Genomic DNA, 24,967 nt, shown 5'->3' with positions numbered 1-24,967 from the left:
TGGGCGCAGGCTCCGCACGGCACCGGATCGTCGACGTCGGCGACCCGCAACGAATCCGACGACCCGGGCTCCACCGTGACTGCTCGCATGGAGCGTGGGTATCCGATGTCGGCACACCCAAGACTCGGGATTGGTGGTGAATCAGCCGAACTCGGCTGCCAGGCTCTTCTTGTCCACCTTCTCGCCGGCCACCGTCGGCAAGGGCTGCTCGCGGATGTGCCGGCGGGTCGGGATGGCGAAATGGGCGAGCACACCGCGCAAGTGGCCGGCGAGTTCCTCCTCGGTCGGCGCCCGCTGTCCTGGCCGGTGCACGACGACAGCCGCCAGCTCCTCACCGAGGTCGGGATCGGGTAGTCCGATCGCGGCCGCCTCGACCACGTCGGGGTGGCTCAGCAGTGCGGCCTCGACATGCGGGCAGGCGATGTTCTCACCGCCGCGGATCACCATGTCCTTGCTGCGCCCGTCGATGAAGAGACAGCCGTCCTCGTCGAGATGGCCCAGGTCACCGGTGTGCAACCAGCCTTCGGAATCGACCGGGTTGTGCGGACTTTCGGAGCCGACTCCGAGGTAGCCCAGCATCACGGTGGGGGAGCGGACCAGCACCTCGCCCACCCCGTCGGGTACGGCCGGCCGACGGAACCGGGATGGTGGCTCAGGTCGGCGCTGCCGGCGACGGTGAAGAATCCTGCGCACACCGGGTTCACCGGTTGTGGCGCTTGCGGATCCAGCAGGTGCGGCAGCTGGCGCGATCGGGTCAGGCCCGCGGACATCGATTCTGCGGTCAGCGCGGGGGAGAGGCCCGCATCGGCGCGCTCAGCGCGGGATCGATGCGCTGGGCGCAGGCTCGAAAGAGGTCAGACCCGCCAGCAGACGCTTGGGGTGGGCGCTAGCCGATGGGTGCGGACATCCGGGTCGGGTCCAGCCGGCCGCGCAACACCTCGGTGGCACATTCGGCCCAGCGCCGGCGCTCGTCGCCGGTGGCACCGGCCAGCGCGGCCTCCGAGCACAGGGCGCGCTGCGGCGTCGACTTGGCCCGGTCGGCCAGCCGCGCGGCCTCGTTGACCGCATCTCCGATGACGGTGTACTCGTAGCGGTGCGCCGCACCGATGTTGCCGGCGAACACCGGCCCGGCCGACACCCCGATGCCGAAGTCGACGACCGGCAGGCGACGTAGCGTGACGGCCAGGGTGCGAGCCGTGGCCAGCGCATCGGCCGCCGCCCGCGCGCTGGGCAAGGGTGCACCGAATACGGCCAGCACCGCGTCGCCCTGGAACTTGTTGATCAGCCCGCCCCGTTCGTCCACTGCGGCCACCACGATCTGGAAGAAGTGGTTGAGCACCTCGGCCACCTCGCCGGGCGCGCGAGTCTGCGCCAGCTGCGTCGAGCCGACGAGGTCGACGAACAGCACGGCGGCGTCGCGCACTTCGCCGGTCAGCGTGTCGGTGTCGCTCAACGCACGCCGGGCCACGTCGGGACCCACGTGGCGCCCGAACAAATCCCGCAGCCGGTCACGTTCGGCCAGCCCGGCCACCATGCGATTGAACCCACTTTGCAGCCGCCCGATTTCGGAGCGCTCGTAGACGTCCACCGTGGTGTCGATCTGGCCGCGCTCGACTCGGGCCATGGCGTCGACGACGTCACGCACCGGGTCGGAGATCGACAGCGCCACGATCGCCATGCCCCGCAGGCCGACCAGCACCGAGATCACCGACAGCATGATCACGGGCAGCTCCACCGAGGCGGTCTTCTGGATGATCCACCCGTTGGACCGCATGACCACCACCATGGCGATGCCGATGGTCGGCAGGGCGCTGCTCATCAGCCACATCAACAGCAGCCGCGGCAGTATCCCCGGTGCAGTGTCGCGTCCCGCCGGCGATGTCGCGGCGGCGGTGATCGGGCGCATCGGCCGCTGGATCAGCAGCAGGGCCGCACCGGTCGAGGTGGTGATGCCGAATACCGTCGTCATCACGAGCAGCCAGGCGACCACCGCGCCACCGTCGCGGTTGACCACGAACAGCACCACCGCGCTAACCGACCAGATCGCTGTCAGCAGCACCGACTGGTTGCGCAGGAACCGCTTGACGAACAACCGGTCCCGCGGGCCGGGGGGCCGGCCCGCAATGAACCAGCCCAACTTGCGGTCGACGGTCACGGCCGCGTAGCCGGCGACGACGGCGAGGCCGAGGGCCGCCAGCACGGACGCGGCGATCAGGGTGTCGGTGGCGAACAGGGTGTCGGCGTCGCTGACCAGATCATGGCGGAGCGGTATCACCAGGGCGGTCAACTCGACGGCGGCCAGGATCTGGGCCAGCACCAGTGCGGCGGCGTAGCGGACCTTCAGCCTGCTCGCCGTCATTGGGCAAACCTACTGCGAGCGGGCAGCAGAATCACGCTCTCCAAAATCAAGAGTAGAACTTCCCAGCCGCGCGCGGGCTGCGTAACATCCGCGCTGTGAAGTTCGGCATTCCCCTCGGCGGTGTCCACCCCGGCCTGTGGCGCGAGTTGACCGTGCGTGCCGAGGAGCTGGGTTTCGAATCGGTGTGGCTGCCCGAGCACCTGGTGCTGCCCGCGGCGATGTCCGGAAGCCCCCACAACGGCGACGGCCATCCGCCGATCCCGCCGCAGACCCCGATGTACGACGCGATCGCCTATCTGTCCTACCTGGCCGGCCAGACCAGCACCATCCGGCTCGGCACCTACGTCTACAACATCGGGCTGCGCCACCCGTTCGTCAGCGCGCGCGCCGCCGCCACGCTGGACATCGTCTCCGGCGGCCGCTTCGACTTCGGTGTCGGCGCCAGCTGGCTGCGCGAGGAGTGGGACGCCGCCGGCCTGGATTTCAGCACCCGCGGTGCTCGCGTCGACGAGGCGCTGGGCGTGTGCCGGGCATTGTGGACCGAACCCACCGTCGCCCATCACGGGCGGTTCTTCGACTTCGACGCGGTGGCCTTCGAACCCAAACCGGTCCAGCCCGGCGGCCCGCCCGTTCACGTCGGTGGGGACGGTGTGCCCGCGCTGCGCCGGGTGGCTCGCTTCGGCGCGGGCTGGATCCCGATGAACCACACCCTCGAGCAGCTCCCGGCCTCCCTGCAGAGGTTGTCGGCGCTGTGGGCCGAGCACGGTCGGTCCGGGCGCCCGCAGGTCACCACGTCGGCACCCGTGCACTCGCCACTGGACGTCGAGCGCGCCGCCGAGGCCGGCATCGACCGGTTGATCGTCATGCCGTGGCAGCGCACCAGGGAAGCCCTCGACGGGATAGCCCGCTTCGCCGACGAGGTGCTGGCGCCGGCCGGCCGGGCCGGATAGCCCGTGGCGATCGGACCGTCGGACATCCTGCTCACCGACCGCGTCGCGGTCGTCACCGGTGGCGGTGCCGGGATCGGGCGTGGCATAGCGGCGGGCTTGATGGCCTTCGGCGCGAAAGTCGCTCTTTGGGAGCGTGATCCGGACAGTTGTGCCGCGACGGCTAGCGAACTCGGCGCGCTCGGTGTCCGCACCGACGTTCGGGATTCCGATCAGGTGGAGGCCGCGCTTCGCCGCACCCGCGACGAACTGGGCCCGCTGGACATCCTGGTCAACAATGCCGGCGGGGTGTTCCCCTCGTCGCTGCTGGACACCACGGAAAACGGCTGGGATGCGCTGTACCGGGCCAACCTTCGCCATGTGCTGCTGTGCACCCAGCGGGTCGCCCGCCAGCTCGTCGCCGAGGGCCGCGGCGGCAGCGTGATCTCCTTGACCTCGATCGAGGGGGTGCGCGCCGCTCCCGGCTACGCGGCCTATGCGGCGGCCAAGGCCGGGGTGATCAACTACACCAGGACTGCGGCCTTCGAACTGGCGGCGCACGGGATCAGGGTCAACGCGATCGCGCCGGACATCACCGTCACCGAGGGACTGCGCAACCTCTCACCCGCCGGAATCCGCCCGGAACTGAGCCGTGCGGTCCCGTTGGGGCGGCTGGGCGATGTCGACGACATCGCCTCCACAGCAGTGTTTCTGGCCTCCGACATGGCCCGCTACATCACCGGGCAGACGCTGCACGTCGACGGGGGTACTCAGGCCGCCGGCGGGTGGTACCACGACACCGACTCTGGCACGGCGCGATTCGGGCCGGCCTGATCAGTGAGGCTGTCGTACCAACCGATCGGCGTGCAACAGGCCGGCGGCGACGGCGACGCAGATGGCGACGGCCGCGATGGTCATCGGGACCGAAACCTGGACCAGTAGCGCGCCTCCGGCGGCGCCGGCCAGCATCGTCGTGATCGAGGCGAACCGGCGCACCGGCTTGGCGCCGGGTCCGCCCGCGATCCGGCTGTCGGCGGCCAGCCCGGTCACCGTCAGCGTCAGGACGGTGGTGGTCAGGTCGGGCACCGCCAGCCGGCGCGCGGTACTGTTCTGCAGGCCGAACGCGAATGCCAACGCCGCCACCACAATCGGGCGGCCGAGGGCGGCGATGCCCGCGGTTCCCGTCGCGACCGCCACGGCACCGAGCAACGCGGCCTGGGCAAGCAACACCGAGGTGGGCCACGCGTGTGATCCGGCGAACCGGTGACCGGCGGCACCACCGGCGAGCGCGCCGAGCAGGAAGCCGCCGAGTGCGATCAGGGCCAGCGCCGCCGACAACCCGGAATGCGGGTTGGCGGCGAATCCGAGGAAGACGATGTTGCCGGTCATGTTCGCGACGAACACATGACCCAGGCCCAGGTAGGACACGGCGTCGACGACACCGGTCCCGGCGGTCAGGGCGAGCAACCCGGCGATGGCGGCGCGCGAGGTGCGTGCAGCGCTGGCGGTCACGGCAACGCGCCGCCGGTCGTGGCGGCGGCCGGCGGCGAGCTGAGACACACCACCATGTGCGCGACCTCTTCCGGTGCGATCAACCGCTGCAGAAGCGACTGCGGCCGATACTGGATCCTGAACTGCCGCTGGGCATCCTCCCACGGCAGCGGCCGGTCGACGAGTTGGTGGACGAACTCCTCGACATCCTGGGTGGATCCGGTCACCAGTGCCGTGTTACCGCTGACATCGATGTGCACAGTGTCCACAAGCGCGGTCGCGCTTCGATTTGTTCCCTCCGCGGCGAGGCCCCGCGGCACTCATTGCCGCATTCCGGCCACCCACGAGCGCACCGATCGTATGGTGGGGCCGTGATCACCGAGCGCCCACTCGAGGGCAAGGTCGCCTACGTCACCGGCGGAGCCAGGGGACAGGGCCGCGCACACTGCGTCCGGCTGGCGCGGGCCGGCGCCGACATAGTCACCATCGACGCCTGCGGGCCGGTGGGTGAGCACATCGGGTATGCACCGGCGCAACCCGAAGACCTCGCCGAGACCGTCCGCCTCGTCGAGGACCAGGGTGTCAAGGTCAGCGCAGAGCGGGTCGACGTCCGTGACCTCGCCGGCCAGCAGCAGGTGATCGCTTCTGCCGTCGAACAATTCGGGCGCCTGGACGTCGTCGTCGCCAACGCCGGGGTGATGAGTTGGGGCCGGGCCTGGGAGATCCCGGCCGAGCAATGGCAGGAGACCATCGACACCAACCTCACGGGGGTGTGGAACACCGTCAAAGCCGCGGTGCCGGCAATGATCGAGGCAGGCAACGGCGGGTCGATCGTCGTGACCAGTTCGGCCGCCGGGCTCAAGGCGGTGCCCGGTGCGGGACACTACTGCGCGAGTAAATTCGGCGTGGTCGGGTTGACGAACTCACTGGCGATCGAGTTGGGCGAGTACGGGATTCGGGTGAACTCGATCCACACCTACGGCGTGGACACCGCGCTGGGCAACGACCTGTCGATGTACGAACTGTTCCAGCAGCATCCGCAGTACATCCACAGCTTCTCACCGGGCGCGCTGCCCACTGACTCGCTGGTCCCCCCGCACCAGGTCAGCGAAGTAGTGCTGTTCCTGGCCAGCGACGCCTCCTCGCTGGTGACCGCCGCGCAGATTCCCGCCGACAAGGGCTACCTGAAGATCTAGCCCTGAGCGCCAAGGCTTTCCGCTGCCAGGGCCTTGGCCCAGCGGTAGTCGGCCTTGCCCGCCGGCGACCGCAGCACCTTCTCGGTGCGGACGAAGGCCTTGGGCAGCTTGTAGTGGGCGATGTGCGCGCGGCAGGCCTCGGTGAGTTCGTCGTCGGTGGCCGACTTGCCCTCGGCGAACTGCACGATGGCCACCACCTCGCTGCCCCAGCGTTCGGACGGCCGCCCGGCGACCACCACGTCGTACACCGCGGGATGACTGGCGACGGCGCGTTCGACCTCCTCGGCGAAGATCTTCTCCCCGCCGGAGTTGATGGTCACCGAGTCGCGGCCGAGCAGCTCTATTTGACCGTCGGGCAGCAGGCGAGCCCGGTCGCCCGGCACCGACCAGCGCACGCCGTCGATCGTGGGGAAGGTTCGCGCCGACTTCTCGGCGTCACCGAGGTATCCGAGTGGCACGTAGGCGCGCCGCGCCAGCCAGCCCTCGCCCTCCGTTAGCACGTGGCTGAGATCCGTTGCGATGACGGCGGTGTCGTGCTGCGGGGTGAACGTCGCAGCTTTCGACTCCACACCCTTGGCGGCCATCGTGGTCATCTGCATGCCGGTCTCCGAGGCGCCGACCGCGTCGAGCACCATCAAATTGGGCAGCGCGGCGAGCAGGCGCTCACGCACGGTCGGTGACAGCGGGGCACCGCCATTGGTGATCGTCACCAATCCGGACAGGTCGTATTTGCCCGTCTCGATCTCGTCGAGCAGGGGACGGGCGATCGCGTCGCCCACCACCGGGATGCTCAGTACCCGTTCGCGTTCGGCCAGCCGCATCACCGCAGGGGCGTTCATGTGGTCGACGTCGTCGGGGATCGCCACCCAGCCGCCGGTGCTGATCATGTTGAACGCCGCCCACTGCGCCGCGCCGTGCATCAGCGGCGGGATCATCAGGATCGTCCGCAGACCGGCGTTGGTGCGGGCCTGCTCGGCGAGCTCTTCGTAGGACTGCAACACCGTGTCGGAGCCGAACGGGCGTCCGCCCATCGCCGACATGAAGATGTCGTGCTGGCGCCACAGCACGCCCTTGGGCATGCCGGTGGTGCCGCCGGTGTAGAGGATGTACAGGTCGTCACCGGTGGGCGTAGGCATGCCGTCGGCCGGCTCGGCGGTGGTGACGATCGATTCGTAGTCGACCGCGCCGGGCAACAGTTCGTTGCCGCTAGCGTCGGCAACCTGGATGAGCACCCGCAGGTCGGGAAGCCGGTCCCGGATGGCCGCGACGTGCGGGGCGAACTCCGCGCCGTACACCAGCGACTTGGCGCCCGAGTCGGTGAGCAGGTACAGCAGCTCCTCGGCGACATAGCGGTAGTTGACGTTGAACGGCGCAACGCGGGCCCGGTAGCCGGCGACCATTGCCTCGAGGTATTCGTTGCCGTTGCGCAGGTACAGCCCGAGGTGGTCCTGACCGGACTGGTGCGGCTGCAGCTGGTCGCGCTCGGTGTGGCAGCCCAGCCCGTGCGCGGCCAAGTAGTGGGCGATCCCGTCGATCCGAGCATCCATCTGGGCGTAGGACAGTTCCCGGTCCCGCCAGATCAGCACCCGGTGATCGGGCAGGGTGGTGGCCACGGTCCGAAACACCGACGAGAGGTTGAAGCTGACGGCGCTGCTGCCCATGGACTCTCCTGCACTGTGCGGCCAGACTAGAACGCGTTCTAGTCTGCCACGCCGGTGTGCGGAGAGGGTCAGCCTTGGCCACGCCGAACGAACAGGGCCAGTGCAGCGCCCACCGCGGCCGCGAGCGCCCCGACCGTCATCGACAGCTGTAGGCCGGCCATGAAGGCCTCGTGGCTGCCGCCGGCGATCGCCGCGGTCAGCTGCGGTGGCGCGCCGGGAACCGATGGCGCCAGCCCCTTGGTCACCAACTCCTTTGCCGGGGCGAGTTTTTCAGCGATCGGTGCCGGCGTCCCGGCGGCGGTCAACTTGTCGGTCAGGGTCGAGCCGACCTTGCTCGCGAGCACCGAACCCAGGATCGTGGTGCCCAGTACCGCGCCGAGTTGCACCGAGGTGCTCTGCAGGCCGCCGGCCACGCCGGCGTCGTCGACCGGGGCGTTGCCGACGATGGCCTCCGAACTGGCCGTCAGCACCAGCCCGACCCCTGCACCGAGGAGGGCGAACGCCGGCCAGATCGCGCCGTAGCCGGAGTCGGCGGCAAGCCGGCTCAGCAACGCGAGCCCGCCGGTCACGCCGAGCAGGCCGGCGACCATCGACGGGCGCGGTCCGAACCGTTGGGTGAGGGCGCCCGAGAGCGGGGCCATCACCATCATCGCCGCGCTGAGTGGCAGGGTGCGCACACCCGTTTCGATCGGGCTCCAGCCCTGCAGGTTCTGCAGGTAGAGCGTCATGAAGAACAACGCGCCGAACAAGGCGAAGAAGTTGATGGTGACGACGGCGGCCCCGATCGACAGGGATCGGTCGGCGAACAGCCGAAGCGGCAGCATCGGGTCGGCGGTGTTCCGCTCGACGATGACGAAGGCTCCCATTAGCACCGCACCGCCGATCAGGAACGCGACGGTCCGCGGGTCCAGCCAGCCCCATTCCGGCGCCTTGATCAGCCCGTACACCAGCAGGAACAGGCCGCCGGACAGGGTCAGGATGCCCGCCACGTCCAGCCGGCTGGGCTGGTCGCTGCGGCTCTCGACGACGGCCACCGCGCCGATGAGCACGGCGACGGCGGCGATCGGCACGTTGATGTAGAAGACCGACTCCCAGTTGAGGCGTTCGACGAGGACACCACCGAGGACGGGCCCGGCCGCCACCGACACCCCGGTGGCGGCACCCCAGATGCCGATGGCGGTATTGAGTTTGTGGGCCGGGAAGGCATTGCGGATGATCGCCAGCGTGCTGGGCATCAGCAGCGCGCCGAAGACGCCCTGGAGTGCTCGCATGGTGATCACACCGCCGACGCTGCCGATCACGCCGATCCCCACCGAGGTGGCGGCGAACCCGACGACGCCGATCAGGAACACCAACCGCCGGCCGAACATGTCGCCGAGTTTGCCGCCGAAGATCAGCAGCGACGCCAGGCTCAGCAGGTAGGCGTCGGTGATCCACTGCAGGTCGGACAGCGAGGCATTGAGGTCGGTGGCGATCCGTGGATTGGCCAGCGCGACGACCGAGGCGTCGAGTCCCACCATGATGACGCCGACCGACACCGCCGCGAGGATCCACCAGGGGTTACCGCGCAGACCCCGCTCCGGTTGGGGGTGGCGCCGGTGCGGGCGGTCTTGGACTGTGGTGCTGAACACGGTTAGCTCCTTGGGCGGAAGTGGAGGACGTCAACCACTTGCCACACCGACGCTAACCGCAACTGGTGGTGGCCCTCCACTTCTCCCGGTAGCCTGACGTGGTGATTCCTGGCGCAGAACGGGGTGCGGAGCGACCCAGACCACTGCGGTCGGATGCCGAACGCAACCGGGAGCGGATCGTGACCGCCGCCGCCCGGCTGTTTGCTGAGCAGGGGCTGTCCGTACCCCTCGAAGAGGTTGCCCGCAGTGCCGGTGTCGGAGTGGCGACCCTCTACCGGCGCTTTCCGACCCGCACCGACCTCGCTACCGCGGCATTCGAGCGCAATATGGCGTCCTACGTCGGTGTGGTGGAGAAGGCCCTCAACAACCCACAGCCCTGGGACGGCTTCCGCGAACTGATCTTCGACCTGTGCGCCCTGCAGGCCTCCGACCCCGGGCTGCGCGCGCTGCTCACCACCGCCTTCCCGCCCAGCTCGGTAATCGAACAACAGGTGGCCGAGACCGTCGACAAGGTCGGCGAGGTAATCGCGCGCGCGCAGCGGGACGGTGCGCTGCGTCCCGACATCGGGGTCGGTGATGTGGTGGTGATGCTGCTGGCCAACGCCGGGGTGCTCGAGGCAACCCGCGAACACGCACCCGGGGCGTGGCGACGCTTCGCCGCGCTGATGGTCGACTCCGTGCGGGTCGGGCCGAGCCAGCCACTGCCGCCACCGACCCCCGCGCAAGAGCTCCGAAGCTCGATCGCCATGCTGACAGGTGACACAGTGCGGATTCCCGCCGACGACGCAGACCCAGAAACGCCAGGAGCAGCCCGTGACCAATGACCGTGCTCGCATCGACTTCCCGTCCCGTGTCGGGGTGTGGTGGGCCAGTGATACCTGGGCCATGCCCGCCGCGCAGGAGGTGGCCCGCGAGATCGAGTCGCTTGGCTACGGCTCCCTGTTCATCCCGGAGGTCGGGCTCAAGGACTGCCTGGTCGAATCGGCGGCGTTCCTCGACGCCACCGACCGGCTGGTGGTCGGCACCGGCATCGCCAACATCCACGCGCGGCTTCCGATGGTGGCCGAGGGGGCGGGCCGCACCCTGACCGCGCTGCACCCCGGCCGCTTCGTGCTGGGCCTGGGCGTGAGCCACGGCCCGTTGGTGGCCAACATGTTCGGGCTGTCCTACGACAAGCCGCTGGCCACCATGCGCGGGTATCTGGAGCGGATGGCCGGACTGCCGGACTTTATCGAGCCGGGTTCGGGGCGGCCGACCCGCCTGCTCGCCGCGCTCGGTCCGAAGATGATCGAGCTGTCCGGCACGTTGGCCGACGGCGCACACCCCTACCTGGTGCTGCCCGAGCAGACCGCGGTCACGAGACAGATTCTGGGACAAGACAAGTGGGTGGTCTCCGAGCAGGCCGTCGTCATCGGCGAGGACGACGACGAGCAACTGCGCCGGGCGCACCTGCACCTGGAGATCTATTCGGGCCTGCCGAACTACCGGAACTCCTGGCTGCGCCAGGGTTTCGACGAGTCGGATCTGGTCCGGGGCGGCTCGGACCGGCTCGCGCGGCGCATCGTCGGGCTGGGCTCGCTGGATATGGCCGCCGCCTCGGTGACCGCCCACCTCGACGCGGGGGCCGACCACGTGGTGGTCCAGGTCCTCGGTGACGGCAGCCCGACGTGGGACCCGCGTCCGTCGCTGCGCGAACTGGCCGCGGCGCTGGAGCTCGGCGGAGCCTAGCTTTACGGGTTGATGGTGTTCTCGCCGACCTGACGGCCCCACACGTACTCGGTGAGGATCGGCTGGCCCAGTTCGAAGTGGTTGTACGGGGCCAGCGAGGCGCCGTAGTCGGCCACCAGGTAGGGCGCTGGCCAGAAATCGTGGGTGATCGGCTGCCAGCAGCCGGGCGCGCCGCCCGGGCCGCCCTTGGCGTTGACCCGTGGCAGGTTGTCGGGGTACACGTACGGATTGGGCGCACCGGTCAGGCCGATGTGGAAGTCGATCGAGTAGCCGTTGCCGCCGGCGCTGTCCTTGGCATTGGACGTCGCGTAGTTGCGGATCGTGCAGAGGAATTCGGGGCTGTAGGTGTCTAGCAGCCGGCTGGTGGGCAGCAGGTCGGCCTGGCCGCGGATGAAGTAGGCGCTGCCGCGCTCGAGGACGTCGGCCCCGGTGTTGCCGAACCCGGTCGAGGCTAGCAGTGCGGCGTCGAGATCCTTCTGCTGCTCGTTGAGCGTGCGCGCAGTGGTCAGCGCGTGATCGAGGGCGGCCCAGAAGTCGGGGCTGGCCTTGATGTAGACGTCAGCGAGGTTGGACAGCTGCTGGATGTTGCTGCGGATCTGGGGCATCTGCGGATTGACGTCGTCGAGGACGGCGTTGGCGTTGACCACCGACTGGCCGAACTTGGTGCCCAGTCCGTCGAGTGCCTGCGCGGCAGCGGACAGCGTGAGGTTGAGCTTGACGGGATCGACCTTCTCCGAGATCGAGGTCAGCGTCTCGAACAACGTGTTGAACTCGGTCGTCACGTGTGACACGTCGATGACGTCGGCGCTGGAGATGCGCTTCTTGGTCGGGTCGGGCGGGCTGCGGAACGACACGTACTTGTTGCCGAACACGGTGCTGGCTTTGACCTCGGCGATGGCGTTGGCGGGGATCAGTGCGACGTACTTGGGGTTGACGTCCAGCGACAGCTTCGCCTTGGTGGTCCCGTCGCGTTCGACGGTGTCGACACCGGTGACCCGGCCGATCTGCACCCCGTTGTAGGTGACTTTCGAACCCGGATCCATCACCAGGCCGGACCGCTGCGAGATCAGGGTCAGCCGCGTCTTCGGGGTGAATTCGCCGCGAAACTGCATGTAGACCAGCACCACCAGGATAGTGAGCAGGATCGCCGTGATCGCGAACGCGGTCTTGAGTGGCGGCGAGTACTGCCAATGCCGGGACCTGGCCCGAAGCCACCCGGGGGCAGCGCCCTTTGGGTTACTCATCAGGCACACACCTGCACGGCACGGGGGGTCCCTCCACCTAGAGCAATCCCGCTATCGAACGCTGGTCGTTACTCCTGCCACTATCGCATGCAGGCCGAGGGCGTCGGGCTTTTCAGACCAATCGGTGCGCGTGAGTAGCCTGGGACTCGAATCCAGACGCGATCTGGATCACTGAGCCCACGTCGCCGGATCGGTCAGCCGGGGTTGGCGGCCTCGCGAACGCGCTCGGAGACCGGTTGGAGCCGCGAATACTTCGGTTCCCTGCCGTCGCCAGAGGACCGTCCGCGCATGTGCCGCCACACCCACGGGATCAGCAGACCGCGGGTCCACTGGGCCAGCGCATAGGTGCGCTCCCAGGACCTCGGCTGGGCCAACTCGGCGCTCGGCAGCGCCCAGTCATGGTTGCTGCCAGGAAGTTTGAGCGCTTCGGCGGCGGCCTCGGCGAAGAGGATGTGGCCCTTGGTGGAGGCGTGCATGCGGTCGTGGCTCCAGGTCGGCGCCTCGCTCATCGACGGTGCGGTGTAGAGGTCGACCAGCCCGAAGCCGTGCCGGCGGGCCGCGGTCTCGGTGACGGCGTTGACCTGCTCGATCCGCGAGCCGATCAGCCGGCCCACCGGCAGCATCGTGGCGATGTCGGGAAACAGCGTGGTCACGACGGTCGCCCCGGAATCGGCGAGCCGCCGGTAGACCTCGTCGAGGTCGCCGAGTGCGTTCCGGAACGCCCGGCCCGGCCGTGTCACGTCGTTCATCCCGATGCACACCGTGATCAGGTCGGGTTCCATGGCCAGCGCCGCGGGCAGTTGAACCTCGAGTACGTCGACGACCCGCTTACCCCGGATGGCCAGATTGGCGTACAACAGGCCGGGATACAGCGAGTCCAGACTGGCCGCTAGTCGGTCGGCGAATCCGATCACCCCGACGGTGTCGTCGCCGTCCCACAGGCCTTCGGTTTGGCTGTCGCCGATCGCGACATAGCGGGAGAAGCCGATATCCGACATGAACTCCGACTGTAATGCCGCACAGCGCAGTACGAGTGGCACGCCATGGGGAAGGCGGCGTGTACAAACGATGAAGTCGGGCCGCCAGCTCGCCCCGGGGCTACTTGGCCAGCCAGGCCCGCACCTTGGCCAGGTCGCGGGTGTAGGTCTCGTATATCTCGTCGCTGAAGTAGGAGGCGCCGCTGATGGCGCGCCTGCCCTGCCAGATCACCCGGATGCGGTAGCGGTCGCGGGTGTAAACGTCGGCGCTGCCGAGTTCGCGCCGCTGCCAGCCCCGCTCCTCGCCGGCCTGCGACAGTGCCTGGCGCTCGTCAGTCTCGGACATCAGTGGTAGCTCCTCATTGCATCGGTGTAGCGCCCGCCCCCGACACTACTGCCGATCGGTCCGGGCAGGCGCACGCTCAGCCGGGCAACCGGCGATTCAGCACGATGCCCGCCCCGACGGACAGCGCCAACGCCAACGCCCCGAGGGCGATCCAGCCTGCGCTGGCATCCCCGCGCACCACCTGGTAGCCGATCTGTTGATCCAGCGTCGAGTACACCTTGTTCAATTCGTCGAGGCTGCCGGCGCGGAACGCTTGTCCGCCACTGAGTTCGGCGATCTGGGCCAGCGACTCGTCGTCGGTGGGCACCGGGATCGGCTCGCCGTCGACCGGGACCACACCGTCCTTGGTGCCGAACGAGATCGTCGCTATCGGCACCCCCTGCTCTTTGGCCGCCCGTGCGGCGGTGAACGCCCCTCGCGGCGCATCGAGGTCGGGAGGCACCGTCTCCTTGCCATCGGATTCGAGCACGATCCGTGCCGGTGGGGGTCCGTCACCACCGCCCATCACCGCACCCGTCGTCGCGATCGCCTGCAGCGCCGTGAAGATTCCCTCGCCGGTCGCGGTCCGCGGCTCCGGGACCAGCTTGTCGATGGCCTGCTTGACCTGCTCGTGGTCGGCCGTCGGGGCGACCAGGAGTGTCGCCCCGGAGGAGAACTTGACCAAACCGAGGTTGATGCCGGAAGTGAGCATGTCGGCGAAATGCCGGCCGGCCGCCCGCGCGGCCTGGATGCGGCTCGGGGCGACGTCGGTGGCCGCCATCGACTCGGAGACGTCGATCACCAACATGACCACTGCCCGGTTGCGCGGAATCCGCACATCGTGAGTGGGGCCGGCCATCGCTGTGGTCAGGAATGCCAGTGCCGCCACTAGCAGCGCGGCCGGCAGGTGCCGCCAGCGGCGTGGCTTGCGGCCGGCCGCAACCTGTTCCAGCAACGCGGTGTTGGCAAACCGCAACACCCGCCGTGAACGGGTTCGCTGCAGGAGGACGTAGACGGCCACGGCCACTGCGACGACGGCGAGGTACAAGAACAACCATGGCGCGGTGAAACCGGACAATGACAGCGAATTCACAGGGCGTCCCGAGGGTTTCGGGAGCAACGGGCGACGGCCGCTGCCGCACTGTGGTGCATCCTGACCGCCTCTCTCAACCAACACCGGTACAAAGGACACGGTAACCGCGTTTGCGTGGAGAACGCTGCGAGCAACGACAGGAGTGGGTCTGACGTGACCACATCGACGCTTCGGCGACGCCCGGTGGGTCCGCACCGATGACGCTGCCCGGCGTCGGTGCCCTGTCAGTGGTCGGTCTTGCCCATCCCTGGGCGCTGGCGCTGATCGGTGTGCCCGTCGCGCTCCTGGTGCTCTATGGGGTGGTTCAGATCCAGCGCGTGCGCCGGTTGCGGCGCTTCAGCAGCGCGGCGGCGCTGTCCCGGGTCTCGTCCGGGCGAGCGCATCCGCTGCGGCACGTGCCGATCGCGTTGACCGCCGTCGCGCTTGCGCTGCTCGCCGTCGCGTTGGCCGGCCCCACCCATCAGGCCCGCATCCCCCGCAATCGCGCCGTCGTGATGCTCGTCATCGACGTGTCGCAATCGATGGCGGCCAAGGACGAACCGCCCACCCGGCTGCGCGCCGCGCAGGACGCCGCCAAACGGTTCGCGCAGCAGTTGACCCCCGGGGTCAACCTGGGACTGGTGTCCTTCGCGGGCAACGTGAACCTGCTGGTGTCGCCGACACCCGACCACGGCGCCACCGTGGACGCGTTGGACAAGCTCCAACTGGACAATGCCACCGCGACCGGCGAAGCCGTCCTGACCGCGCTGGAGTCGATCCAAACCGTCAGCGCGGTACTGAGCGCCGGCGACGCCACCGCGCCACCGGCGCGCATCGTGCTGCTCTCCGACGGTGGCGAGAACCGGCCGGCGAATCCGGACAATCCCCGCGGGGCCTTCACCGCGGCCCGCGCCGCCAAGGAACAGGGCGTGCCGATCTCAACCATCACCTTTGGCACCCGCGCCGGTGCGGTGACGCTCAAGGACGAGATCGTCCCCGTGCCGTCGGATGATGCCCAGATGAAGCGGATCGCCGACCTGTCCGGGGGACAGAGCTTCACCGCAACCACCGTCGACGATCTGGACCGCAGCTACGGATCGGTCCTACAACAGGTGGGCTACCAGACGATCAGTGCGCCGGCCACGGGTGGCTGGCTGCGGCTGGCGGTCATCGTGGCCACCGTGGCGGTCTTCCTGGCGCTGGCCGTCAATCGACGGCTGCCCATGTGAGGCATGCGTAGCGCGCCCCACCGGTGGGCATAGCTAGGGCTCGGCGGTTAGTCCCGGGCTAGTGCTGGCTGGTGCGAGCTTGCCGCGAGCGTTCGACCAGTTCGACTGCAGCCGAACGTAATTCGTCAGCCGATGACAGTGGGCTGCGGAAGCCGACGCGGGTGTAGGCAACCCCGCGCGGGGTGTCGACGCGCAGATCCATCCCGTAGCGGTCGACACCCGTGCACGCCGCCGCGGTGGTGTCGGGGTAGCCGCCCAGCGCTCGGGCCATCTCGACCAGCGACGAGGGGTGGTCGGCGTTGAGGTGGGCCACGGCGCCGGCAGCGTGCGGGCGCACCGGATCCGGCATTGCCGTCGCGTAGGCGGTGCCCGTCGCGGAATCCATCCGGCCGTAGCCACCCACCCAGCGAACCCGGTCCACCCGCAGCACCCACACCGTGAAGTCGGAGTAGTCGATGTAGTACTTCGCCGCGTCGACGGCGGCGAGGTGGGCGGCGCGGGCCGCGGCAAGTTCTTCTCTGCCGGGGCGCTCGGCGACGCCAGCCAGCGTGATCCGGCCGCTGGCCAGCGGGTCGGCCTCGGTGCCCGGCGCGACCACGGCAAGGCTGGCGCGCGGATCGCCGGCCAGGTTGCGGCCGTGCTCGGCCATGTTGGAGACGCACAACACCGGCGCCCCGCCGAGCAGTCCGTAGGTGACGAACGAGGCCCACGGGTCACCGTCGGCGGTCAGCGTCGCCAAGGTCGCGGTATTGGTCGAGGCGGCGATTGTGCGCGCCTCTTCGGCGGCCGACGGCCGGGTGGTGTCGCTGATTTCGGTCAGCGGGGGCGGCACCGACGGGGCATCGCCCGGGTCGCCGTGATCGCGGGACGCCACGTCCGCACCCTACCGCGGACCGCGATGCACCGAAATCCGGACTCGGCGCCCCAGCCGTGCGACGCTGGGACGATCCCGTTCACCTTCGCGACACTGTGTCGCCGTCGCGGCGACACCGACTCGCCTCCTGCGCACAAGAAGGTTCTGTCATGAGGAACGCACGTCTGTTCGCTGTCCTGGCGGCCACCGCCACCACCGTCGTGCTTGCCGCCGTGGGGTGCGCACCGCCGGAGAAGAAAAGCGGTGACGAGCAGACCAACTCGGGGGTGGCCGCTGCCCAGGCGGCGTCGGCGGCCGACTTCGGCGGGATGGACGCGCTGGTCGCGGCCGCCAAGAAGGAGGGCGAGCTCAACGTCATTGCACTGCCGCCGGACTGGGCCAACTATGCCGCCATCATCAAAGCTTTCGGCGACAAGTACGGCATCAAGGTGAACTCCGCTCAGCCCGACGCCGCCAGCCAGGACGAGATCAACGCCGCCAACCAGCAGAAGGGGCGCAGCACCGCCCCGGACGTCTTCGACCTCGGGCAGTCGGTGGCATTGGCCAACACCGCGTTGTTCGCCCCCTACCGAGTGGCGACCTTCGACAGCATCCCGGCGACGATGAAGGACCCGAAGGGCACCTGGGTCAACGACTACGGCGGTTACATGTCGATCGGATACGACTCGGCGAAGGTTCCCGACCTGCGGTCCGTCGACGACCTGCTGAAGCCGGAGTACAAGGGCAAGGTCGCACTCAACGGTGATCCCACCCAGGCCGGTGCGGCGTTCTCGGGGGTGGCCATGGTGGCCCTGTCCCACGGCGGCTCGGCCGACGACGTCGCCCCGGGTGTCGCCTTCTTCGCCAAATTGAAGCAGGCGGGCAACTTCCTGCCGCTGGATCCCACCCCGGCGACCATCGAGTCCGGCCAGACACCCGTGGTTATCGACTGGGACTACCTCAATGCTGTCGAGACCAAGAAGCTGCCGAGCTGGAAGGTCTTTGTGCCCCAGAACGCGGTGCTGGGCGGGTACTACTTCCAAGCCATCAACAAAGACGCACCGCATCCGGCGGCAGCCCGGTTGTGGCAGGAATTCCTCTACAGCGATGAAGGTCAGAACCTCTTCCTGGCCGGCGGTGCCCGTCCGGTGCGGGCCGACGCGATGGTCAAGGCCGGCACCATCGACACCGCGGCCTACGACAAGCTGCCGCCCGTCAGCGGAACCCCGGTGATCCTGACCCAGGCGCAGACCGACGCCGCCACCAAGTATCTGGCCGACAACTGGGCCAAGGCGATCGGCTGACCGCCGTGGCAGCGGGCGCGGTGGGCCGGCGTGTGCGAGAAGCCCTGCCCTTGTTGCCGTTCGCAGCGTTCGTCACGATCTTCCTGATCGTCCCGACCGTCACGGTGATCGTGGCCGCGTTCTACCTCGACGGCGTGTTCTCGCTGCAGCGCATCGGTCTGTTGTTCTCGCCTACCGCGTTGTCCGCGCTGGGCAAGAGCGTGCTGCTCTCGGCTAGTACCGCCGCGATCGGCGCGGTATTCGGTGCGGTGCTCGCCTGGCTGGTGGTCAGCAGTCCGCCCGCCTCGGCCCTGCGCCGGGTGGTGCTCTCGCTGTGCAGCGTGCTGGCCCAATTCGGTGGTGTGGCTCTGGCATTCGGTTTCTTGGCGACTATCGGCCTCAACGGTGTGCTGACGGTGTGGGTGTTCGACCGCTTCGGCTTCAACCTGGCCGGAGACGGCTGGCTCTACTCGCTGCGCGGACTGATCCTGGTGTACACCTACTTCCAGATCCCGCTGATGGTCATCGTTTTCACCCCGGCGCTGGAGGGGCTGCGCGCCGAATGGCGGGAAGCCGCGGTCAGCCTGGGGGCATCGCGCTGGGCCTACTGGCGCGAGGTGGGCTTCCCGTTGCTGACACCGGCGTTCCTCGGATCGGCGCTGCTGCTGTTCGCCAACGCTTTCGCCGCCTACGCCACCGCGGCGGCACTGGTCAGCCAGGGTAGTCCCATTGTGCCGCTGCTCATTCGGACCGCGCTCACCTCGGAGGTGGTGCTCGGCCAGTCGGGCTTCGCCTACGCGCTGGCGCTGGAGATGGTGGTCGTGGTCGGCGTGGTGATGATCGCCTACAACGTGTTGGTGCGACGGACCTCGAGGTGGTTGCAGTGACCGGCGGGCGGATCGGCCGGGCACTGCTGCTGACCCTGTTCGGGGTGTTCTTCCTGTTCCCGCTCTACGCCATGGCCGACTTCAGCACCCGCAACCTGATCAGCGGCGGCCGCACCATGGCGGCGTGGAAGAACCTGGTCGACAACGAGATGCTGTACCGGGCCATCATCGTTTCGCTGCTGCTGGCTGTCTTCACCGTGGTGCTCATGCTGGCCATCCTGGTGCCGACGATGATCTGGGTTCGGTTGCGCGCCCCGTGGGGCAGGCGTGCCGTCGAGTTCCTGTGTCTGCTGCCGCTGACCATCCCGGCGCTGGTGATCGTCGTCGGATTGCGCAACGTCTACCTGTGGGTGGTGTACCTGCTGGGCGAGTCGGCGTTGACCCTGACGTTCGTCTACGTCGTGTTGGTGCTGCCGTTCGCCTACCGCTCCATCGACGGCGCGCTGTCCTCGATCGACCTGAAAACCCTTGCCGAGGCCGCCCGCTCACTCGGGGCCGGGTGGACGACGACGATCCTGCGGGTGGTGGTACCCAACATCTGGTCGGGTGTGCTGTCGGCGGCGTTCATCTCGACGGCGGTGGTGCTGGGCGAGTACACCATCGCCTCGTTGAGCGGATACCAGAACCTTCAGGTGGTGATCGTCGCGATCGGCAAGAGCGACGGGCCTACCTCGGTGGCCGCATCGTTGGCCACGCTGGTGTTCGGCTTCGCTCTGCTGCTGATCCTGTCGCTGGCGACCCGCCGGCGCAGGCAGGCCGTGGTGATTGCGGCGACGGCGCCGGTGAGCACTGGAAAGGGACTGCCATGACCACTAGCGGAGTGGCTGTCGAGTTCACCGACGTGACAAAGGTTTACGGATCGGTGCGTGCCCTCGACGGGTTGACGTTGCGGATGGAGCCCGGTGAGATGGTGGCGCTGCTCGGGCCGTCAGGGTGTGGCAAGACCACCGCGCTGCGCATTCTTGCGGGCCTGGACGATCCGACGTCGGGCGGGGTCGCGGTGGACGGGCGTGACATCACCGCCGTCGCGCCCAACAAGCGTGACATGGGCATGGTCTTCCAGGCCTACAGCCTGTTCCCGCACCTGACCGTGCTCGACAACGTCGCGTTCGGCCTCAAGCTGCGCGGCAAGAGCAAGCCCGAGCGCACCGCGCTGGCCACCGAGATGCTGGATCTCGTCGGGCTCTCTGCGCATGCCCAGAAGTACGCCAGCCAGCTTTCCGGCGGTCAGCAACAACGGGTGGCGCTGGCGCGCGCGCTGGCGATCCGGCCCCGGGTGCTACTCCTCGACGAACCGCTGTCGGCGCTGGACGCGAAGGTGCGCGCCCAGCTTCGCGACGAAATCCGCCGCATTCAGCTCGAAGTCGGGACGACGACGTTGTTCGTCACCCACGACCAGGAGGAGGCGCTGGCGGTCGCCGACCGGGTTGGAGTGATGAATCAGGGCCGCCTGGAACAGATCTCGATGCCGGCCGATATCTACGCCCGTCCGGCGACCCCGTTCGTCGCAGAGTTCGTCGGGCTCAACAACAAGGTGGCTGCCCAGGTGACCGACGGTCGGGCACATGTGCTGGGCACCGAGCTGGCGGTCGCCGCAGGCTCGATCCCGGCCGGGTCAGGCGCCGCGCTGGTCCGTCCGGAGGCGCTGCGGATCACCGTCGATGCGACGGGAACCGCGACGGTGGCGTCGGTGTCGTTCCTGGGCCCTATCTCGCTGGTGCACTGCACCCTCGACGACGGCACCCGGGTGGTGGCGCAGACGCCCAGCGCCCAGGCCGCCGAGCTGTCCCCCGGCGCACGGGTCACAGTGCGTGTCGAGCAGGCCGCGGCGTTGGTGGTGCCCGCCGCCTAGGTCCGCGCCGAACGGCAGTGTGCCCAACTCGACCGCGCGCGGCCGAGACGCAGGTAGTTTGACGGGCATGGGTCAGGACACCGGATCGAACGCCGCGCAGGATCGCAACCGCATCGATGAGGAGCTCGCCGAGTTGCGCCGGCGTCGCGACCAGATGCGCGCCGACGCCCAGGGCGACGCGGACACCGTCGGTGACCGCGGTGACGCCGCCGATGCCCTGCAGCGCTCCGAGGACCTCGCCGGCGTCGAGGAGCAGATCAACCGGCTGACCTGGCTGTTGGCCGGTGGCAACGCCGACGTGGCCGGGCAGCTCCCCAGCGGCACCGAGGTGACGTTGCGCTTCCCCGGTGACGAGCCGATCCGCATGCGAGTGATCCACTTCCTGGAGGAGACACCGCCCGGGGCAGAGGACACCACGCTGACCTCCGACAGCCCGCTCGGCCTGGCGCTGGTCGGCCGGAAGGCCGGCGAGACCGTGACCTACTCGACGCCGCGCGGCGAGTTGCAGGTCGATCTGCTCGCCATCGACTTCCCCGGCTAGATCGGCCCGCAGGACGGCGTGTAACACTGGCCACGCGGCCGAGTCAGTGTGGAGGGTGCGATGCGCGCGATCAGGGTGACCGAGCTGGGCGGTCCGGAGTCGGTGCGACTCGTCGAGGTCGACGAGCCCGATGATGACGGCGGCATCGTCGTCGACGTGCACGCCGCCGGTGTGGCGTTCCCCGACGCCCTGCTGACGCGGGGGCTCTATCAGTACAAGCCGGAGCTGCCGTTCACGTTGGGCGCCGAGGTCGCCGGCGTGGTCCGATCGGCGCCCGCCGACGCGCCGGTGAAAGCAGGCGACCGGGTCGCGGGCCTGACGATGATCACCGGGGCGATGGCCGAGACCGTCGTGCTGACCCCCGAGCGGGTGTTCCCGCTGCCGGACAACGTCAGCTTCGAGGCGGGCGCCGGACTGCTGTTCAACGACCTGACCGTCTACTTCGCGCTGACCGTGCGCGGTCGGCTGGCCAAGGGCGAGACCGTTCTGGTGCATGGCGCGGCCGGCGGCATCGGCACCTCGACGCTGCGGCTCGCTCCCGCGCTCGGCGCGAGCCGGGTGATCGCCGTCGTCAGCTCGGCGGACAAGGCCGAGGTAGCCAAGGCGGCCGGCGCCACCGATGTCGTGCTGGCCGACGGTTTCAAGGATGCGGTCGCCGAACTCACCGGCGGGGCGGGCGTCGACATCGTCATGGACCCGGTCGGCGGCGACCGGTTCACCGACTCGCTGCGGTCACTCGCCCCGGCCGGCCGCCTGCTGGTGGTGGGGTTCACCGGTGGTGAGATCCCCACAGTGAAGGTGAATCGGTTGCTGCTCAACAACATCGACGTTGTCGGTGTCGGCTGGGGCGCGTGGACGATGACACATCCGGGGGCACTGAGCGAGCAGTGGGAGGGCCTGGCAGCGCTGCTGACCTCTGGCGCGCTGGCGCCCCCGCAGCCGGACGTGTACCCGCTCGAGCGGGCGGCCGAAGCGGTCGCGGCACTGGAGAGCCGCACCGCCAAGGGCAAGGTCGTCGTCCGCGTGCGCGACTAGGCTCTCTCCGGCCAGTCAGGGTTGGTGGAACCGGCCGACGATTCGGCTCGGCCGCTGCGGGGTAGTGGAACTTGGATGGAATTGACCAGCGCCCCGCCGATCCGACCTCGGCTGCTCCAACCCGTCGCAGGAGAGACAATGATTTCACCGGTGAGTCTTCCGTGGTCCGAGTGGTTGCCGACCCAGCGCTGGTACGCGGGCCGCAGCCGGACCCTGGCGTCGGCGCGGACCGCGCAGGTGGTGCCGCTGCGCGCGCAACTCGACCTCATGTTCGTCGACGTCTCCTACACCGACGGTTCTGCTGAGCGATATCAGGTTCTGGTCCAATGGGATTCGGCACCGATACCGCAGTACGGCACCGTCGCCACCATCGGCGTGGCCGGTGACCGCACCGCCTACGACGGGTTGTACGACCCGTCGTCCGCGCAGTTCCTGCTGTCGCTGATCGACGAGGGCGCCACTGTCGGTGGGGTGACGTTCACCCGGGAGCCCGGCGTCGAACTCCCGCTGACTGCCGCGCCCCGGGTGTCCAGCGCTGAGCAGAGCAACACCAGCGTGGTCTTCGAGAGCCGGGCGATCATGAAGCTGTTTCGCCGGCTCGCTGTCGGGGTGAATCCCGACATCGAACTCGGGCGAGTGCTGGGACGCGCACAGAACCCGCATGTGGCAAAGCTTTTGGGGTCGTTCGAGACGACAGCTGATGGGCAACCCTGTCCACTGGGCATGGTGACCGCGTTCGCGGCGAATTCCGTGGAGGGCTGGGACATGGCCACCGCGAGCACCCGCGACCTGTATGCGGAGGGTGACCCGTCGGCCTACGAATGGGGTGGCGACGAACGGGGAGGCGGTTTCGCCGGTGAGTCCTATCGACTCGGGGAGGCGGTGGCGTCGGTGCACGCCACCCTGGCGGCGGAACTGGGGACGTCGACGAACATGCTGTCGGTGGAGGTGATGCGCCAGCGGCTGGACGCCGCCGCCGCGGCGGTGCCGGAGCTGGCCGACTATCGGGCGGCCATCGAGCAGCGCTACACCAAGCTGGCCAACGAACCGGTCAGCGTCCAGCGGGTGCACGGTGATCTGCACCTGGGACAGGTGCTGCGCACACCGGAGAGCTGGCTGCTGATCGACTTCGAGGGCGAGCCGGGCCAGCCCATCGAGGAACGGCGCAAGCCGGATTCACCGCTGCGCGACGTGGCCGGGATGCTGCGGTCGTTCGAGTACGCGGCTTACCAGCAGCTGGTGGACCAGACCTCGAATCGACAGCTGGCCGCACGGGCCGAGCAGTGGATAGACCGCAACTGCGCGGCGTTCTGCGACGGCTATGCGGCGGAGTCCGGGGTCGATCCCCGTGACCACTCCGCTGTGCTGGCCGCCTATGAGTTGGACAAGGCCGTCTATGAGGCGGCCTACGAGGCCCGCTTCCGGCCCAGCTGGCTGAACATCCCGATGCGCTCCATCGCCCGCCTGGCCGGCTAGCTGCCTGTGGTCGGGCCCGTGGTTCGGGACCGGCCGACCGCGCCGGCTACTCGACCAGGCGCAGCGCCATGCGCGGGCACCGCTTCACGGCGGCCTTCGCATATTTCGCCGACGAGGGCGGTATCGCCGGCTCGCGTGAGGACTTCCGCGCCAGCGGATAACCCCAGTCGTCCCGGATCAACACATCGGGTAGCAATTCCGTGCACAGCCCACGCCCGTCGCAGCGCGTCCAGTCGATGTGCAGGCGAAGCGATTCGCTCACGATTCCGGCCACCCTCCCACCATGCGTACCGTGCCGTCCGCACCGACGAACCGGGCCGGAACATCGAGTTCCACAACCCAATCCGGGGCGCGGTGACCGCGCACCACGCACGCGGTGCTGATCGCGTTGGCGGCCAGGCAGTTGCCGGCCGCGACACTGACGCTGCGCCACACCGGTTCGGCGCAGCGGCCGGTGCGCGGGTCGAGGATGTGGTGCACCAGCTCGTTGCCGTGCCACCACCGCCGCCGCCGAGTGCTCGACGTCGCCAGGCCGGCATCAGCGCCGAGCGTCACCCGCCCGCCGGGATCGTCGGGGGTGTCTTGGACCAGGATCGGCCAGTCACCTGGCGGCGGCGGACCTGCGGTGGCGATGTCTCCACCCAGGTTGACCAACACCCCGCTGCCCGTCTCGTCGAGCACTCGTCGCGCACACCGGTCGGCGGCGACCGCCTTGGCGGTGGCACCGAGGTCGAGCACCACCCCGGCGGGCAGCCGGACACTGCGGCCGTCGAACTCGATCATCGACCAGTCCGCCGGCACCGTCAGCGACGCCGCGATCGGTAAACCTACGGCGACGTCGGCAATGTCAGCGATGTCACGGTCATAGCCCAGTGCGATCAGGGCCGAGCCGACTGTCGGGTCCACGTCACCCTCGGTGAGGCTCGCGACCGCCACGGCGGCCTCGATCAGATCGGCCAGGACTGGGCTCACGGCGGTGCGCGCGCCATCGGCGGCGGCGAGCGCACAGATCTCCGTGTCCGGCCGAAACCGGGATGCTGCCCGCTCGATGCGCTCCAACTCGGCGTCGACCACAGCCCGGGCCCGCGCCAGCACCGCGGGTGACGTGACCAGCAGGTGCATGTCCGTGCTCCATCGGCTCCACTGCGATTGGCCGGGGTTGACCAGGGACGACGGCATGGCAACCAGGCTGCACCGGCGT

Annotated in this window: 25 protein-coding genes and 1 pseudogene; 13 read left to right on the top strand and 13 right to left on the bottom strand. The window is 69.0% G+C overall.

The window, feature by feature from the left end; translation table 11 throughout:
• Positions 1-141: 141 nt before the first annotated feature.
• Both ACXDF8_RS01915 and ACXDF8_RS01910 read right to left on the bottom strand, forming a co-directional pair.
• Positions 142-603 (bottom strand): class I adenylate-forming enzyme family protein, encoded by a 462-nt coding sequence (locus tag ACXDF8_RS01915; RefSeq protein WP_457221546.1) that lies wholly within the window; start codon positions 601-603, stop codon positions 142-144.
• A gap of 283 nt (positions 604-886) precedes the next feature.
• Positions 887-2,359 (bottom strand): adenylate/guanylate cyclase domain-containing protein, encoded by a 1,473-nt coding sequence (locus tag ACXDF8_RS01910; RefSeq protein ID WP_457221545.1) that lies wholly within the window; start codon positions 2,357-2,359, stop codon positions 887-889.
• A 95-nt stretch (positions 2,360-2,454) separates the two neighbouring features.
• On the opposite strand from ACXDF8_RS01910, the gene ACXDF8_RS01905 reads away from it, so the two are divergent.
• Positions 2,455-3,309 (top strand): LLM class F420-dependent oxidoreductase, encoded by an 855-nt coding sequence (locus ACXDF8_RS01905; protein WP_457221544.1) that lies wholly within the window; start codon positions 2,455-2,457, stop codon positions 3,307-3,309.
• Positions 3,310-3,312: 3 nt separating this feature from the next.
• Complete coding sequence (locus ACXDF8_RS01900; RefSeq protein ID WP_457221543.1) at positions 3,313-4,119, top strand: SDR family NAD(P)-dependent oxidoreductase; 807 nt, start codon at positions 3,313-3,315, stop codon at positions 4,117-4,119.
• Here ACXDF8_RS01900 and ACXDF8_RS01895 read toward each other — a convergent pair whose 3' ends face one another.
• Both ACXDF8_RS01895 and ACXDF8_RS01890 read right to left on the bottom strand, forming a co-directional pair.
• The gene (locus ACXDF8_RS01895; protein ID WP_457221542.1) at positions 4,120-4,797 is read right to left on the bottom strand and encodes a YoaK family protein; all 678 of its coding nucleotides are present in this window, start codon (positions 4,795-4,797) and stop codon (positions 4,120-4,122) included. It lies immediately after the preceding gene.
• Positions 4,794-4,991: pseudogene (locus ACXDF8_RS01890) on the bottom strand (oxidoreductase); the annotation flags it as partial. The gene ACXDF8_RS01895 and the pseudogene ACXDF8_RS01890, both read right to left, overlap by 4 nt.
• 159 nt (positions 4,992-5,150) lie before the next feature.
• On the opposite strand from ACXDF8_RS01890, the gene ACXDF8_RS01885 reads away from it, so the two are divergent.
• Positions 5,151-5,972: a mycofactocin-coupled SDR family oxidoreductase gene (locus tag ACXDF8_RS01885; protein WP_457221705.1), complete on the top strand. Its 822-nt coding sequence runs from the start codon at positions 5,151-5,153 to the stop codon at positions 5,970-5,972.
• Here the strand turns inward: ACXDF8_RS01885 and ACXDF8_RS01880 are convergent.
• Both ACXDF8_RS01880 and ACXDF8_RS01875 read right to left on the bottom strand, forming a co-directional pair.
• Positions 5,969-7,633, bottom strand: coding sequence for an acyl-CoA synthetase (locus tag ACXDF8_RS01880; protein ID WP_457221541.1), 1,665 nt, complete (start codon positions 7,631-7,633; stop codon positions 5,969-5,971). The genes ACXDF8_RS01885 and ACXDF8_RS01880 overlap by 4 nt on opposite strands.
• A 68-nt stretch (positions 7,634-7,701) precedes the next feature.
• A complete protein-coding gene (locus tag ACXDF8_RS01875) occupies positions 7,702-9,264 on the bottom strand; it encodes an MFS transporter (RefSeq protein ID WP_457221540.1) in 1,563 nt (520 codons plus the stop codon).
• Positions 9,265-9,365: 101 nt separating this feature from the next.
• Between ACXDF8_RS01875 and ACXDF8_RS01870 the strand changes: the two genes are divergently transcribed.
• Both ACXDF8_RS01870 and ACXDF8_RS01865 read left to right on the top strand, forming a co-directional pair.
• Positions 9,366-10,088, top strand: coding sequence for a TetR/AcrR family transcriptional regulator (locus ACXDF8_RS01870; RefSeq protein ID WP_457221539.1), 723 nt, complete (start codon positions 9,366-9,368; stop codon positions 10,086-10,088).
• Positions 10,078-10,992, top strand: a complete 915-nt coding sequence (locus tag ACXDF8_RS01865) for an LLM class F420-dependent oxidoreductase (protein ID WP_457221538.1) — start codon at positions 10,078-10,080, stop codon at positions 10,990-10,992. Before ACXDF8_RS01870 ends, ACXDF8_RS01865 begins: the two co-directional genes overlap by 11 nt.
• 2 nt (positions 10,993-10,994) lie before the next feature.
• On the opposite strand, the gene ACXDF8_RS01860 is transcribed toward ACXDF8_RS01865, so the two are convergent.
• The 4 genes from ACXDF8_RS01860 to ACXDF8_RS01845 form a co-directional block, all read right to left on the bottom strand.
• Positions 10,995-12,236: an MCE family protein gene (locus ACXDF8_RS01860; protein ID WP_457221537.1), complete on the bottom strand. Its 1,242-nt coding sequence runs from the start codon at positions 12,234-12,236 to the stop codon at positions 10,995-10,997.
• Between the two features lie 194 nt (positions 12,237-12,430).
• Positions 12,431-13,234 carry an SGNH/GDSL hydrolase family protein gene (locus ACXDF8_RS01855; protein ID WP_457221536.1) on the bottom strand — a complete coding sequence of 268 codons (804 nt, stop codon included), beginning with the start codon at positions 13,232-13,234 and terminating at the stop codon, positions 12,431-12,433.
• A 100-nt stretch (positions 13,235-13,334) separates the two neighbouring features.
• Complete coding sequence (locus ACXDF8_RS01850) at positions 13,335-13,559, bottom strand: hypothetical protein (protein WP_457221535.1); 225 nt, start codon at positions 13,557-13,559, stop codon at positions 13,335-13,337.
• A gap of 76 nt (positions 13,560-13,635) precedes the next feature.
• On the bottom strand, positions 13,636-14,631 hold the full coding sequence (locus tag ACXDF8_RS01845; RefSeq protein ID WP_457221534.1) for a VWA domain-containing protein: 996 nt from the start codon (positions 14,629-14,631) through the stop codon (positions 13,636-13,638).
• Positions 14,632-14,828: 197 nt separating this feature from the next.
• Between ACXDF8_RS01845 and ACXDF8_RS01840 the strand changes: the two genes are divergently transcribed.
• The gene (locus tag ACXDF8_RS01840) at positions 14,829-15,839 is read left to right on the top strand and encodes a VWA domain-containing protein (RefSeq protein WP_457221533.1); all 1,011 of its coding nucleotides are present in this window, start codon (positions 14,829-14,831) and stop codon (positions 15,837-15,839) included.
• A 58-nt stretch (positions 15,840-15,897) separates the two neighbouring features.
• Here the strand turns inward: ACXDF8_RS01840 and ACXDF8_RS01835 are convergent, their stop codons facing one another.
• The gene (locus ACXDF8_RS01835; protein ID WP_457221532.1) at positions 15,898-16,713 is read right to left on the bottom strand and encodes a HugZ family pyridoxamine 5'-phosphate oxidase; all 816 of its coding nucleotides are present in this window, start codon (positions 16,711-16,713) and stop codon (positions 15,898-15,900) included.
• Positions 16,714-16,862: 149 nt separating this feature from the next.
• Between ACXDF8_RS01835 and ACXDF8_RS01830 the strand changes: the two genes are divergently transcribed.
• From ACXDF8_RS01830 to ACXDF8_RS01800, 7 genes are all read left to right on the top strand, one after another.
• Positions 16,863-17,996 (top strand): ABC transporter substrate-binding protein, encoded by a 1,134-nt coding sequence (locus tag ACXDF8_RS01830; protein WP_457221531.1) that lies wholly within the window; start codon positions 16,863-16,865, stop codon positions 17,994-17,996.
• A gap of 20 nt (positions 17,997-18,016) precedes the next feature.
• Positions 18,017-18,862 (top strand): ABC transporter permease, encoded by an 846-nt coding sequence (locus ACXDF8_RS01825; RefSeq protein WP_457221704.1) that lies wholly within the window; start codon positions 18,017-18,019, stop codon positions 18,860-18,862.
• Between the two features lie 71 nt (positions 18,863-18,933).
• Positions 18,934-19,671, top strand: a complete 738-nt coding sequence (locus ACXDF8_RS01820; RefSeq protein WP_457221703.1) for an ABC transporter permease — start codon at positions 18,934-18,936, stop codon at positions 19,669-19,671.
• On the top strand, positions 19,668-20,714 hold the full coding sequence (locus tag ACXDF8_RS01815) for an ABC transporter ATP-binding protein (protein ID WP_457221530.1): 1,047 nt from the start codon (positions 19,668-19,670) through the stop codon (positions 20,712-20,714). The genes ACXDF8_RS01820 and ACXDF8_RS01815 overlap by 4 nt, the downstream gene beginning before the upstream one ends.
• Before the next feature lie 67 nt (positions 20,715-20,781).
• Positions 20,782-21,255, top strand: coding sequence for a GreA/GreB family elongation factor (locus ACXDF8_RS01810; protein ID WP_457221529.1), 474 nt, complete (start codon positions 20,782-20,784; stop codon positions 21,253-21,255).
• Positions 21,256-21,315: 60 nt separating this feature from the next.
• On the top strand, positions 21,316-22,290 hold the full coding sequence (locus ACXDF8_RS01805) for an NADPH:quinone oxidoreductase family protein (RefSeq protein WP_457221528.1): 975 nt from the start codon (positions 21,316-21,318) through the stop codon (positions 22,288-22,290).
• Positions 22,291-22,428: 138 nt separating this feature from the next.
• Positions 22,429-23,766: a maltokinase N-terminal cap-like domain-containing protein gene (locus tag ACXDF8_RS01800; RefSeq protein WP_457221527.1), complete on the top strand. Its 1,338-nt coding sequence runs from the start codon at positions 22,429-22,431 to the stop codon at positions 23,764-23,766.
• Positions 23,767-23,812: 46 nt separating this feature from the next.
• Here the strand turns inward: ACXDF8_RS01800 and ACXDF8_RS01795 are convergent, their stop codons facing one another.
• Both ACXDF8_RS01795 and ACXDF8_RS01790 read right to left on the bottom strand, forming a co-directional pair.
• On the bottom strand, positions 23,813-24,040 hold the full coding sequence (locus ACXDF8_RS01795; protein WP_457221526.1) for a ferredoxin: 228 nt from the start codon (positions 24,038-24,040) through the stop codon (positions 23,813-23,815).
• Positions 24,025-24,945 carry an FAD:protein FMN transferase gene (locus tag ACXDF8_RS01790; protein ID WP_457221525.1) on the bottom strand — a complete coding sequence of 307 codons (921 nt, stop codon included), beginning with the start codon at positions 24,943-24,945 and terminating at the stop codon, positions 24,025-24,027. Before ACXDF8_RS01790 ends, ACXDF8_RS01795 begins: the two co-directional genes overlap by 16 nt.
• Between the last annotated feature and the right edge of the window lie 22 nt (positions 24,946-24,967).

Source organism: Mycolicibacterium sp. CBM1 (assembly GCF_054073305.1).
This window is presented reverse-complemented; position numbering and strand designations above follow the sequence as displayed.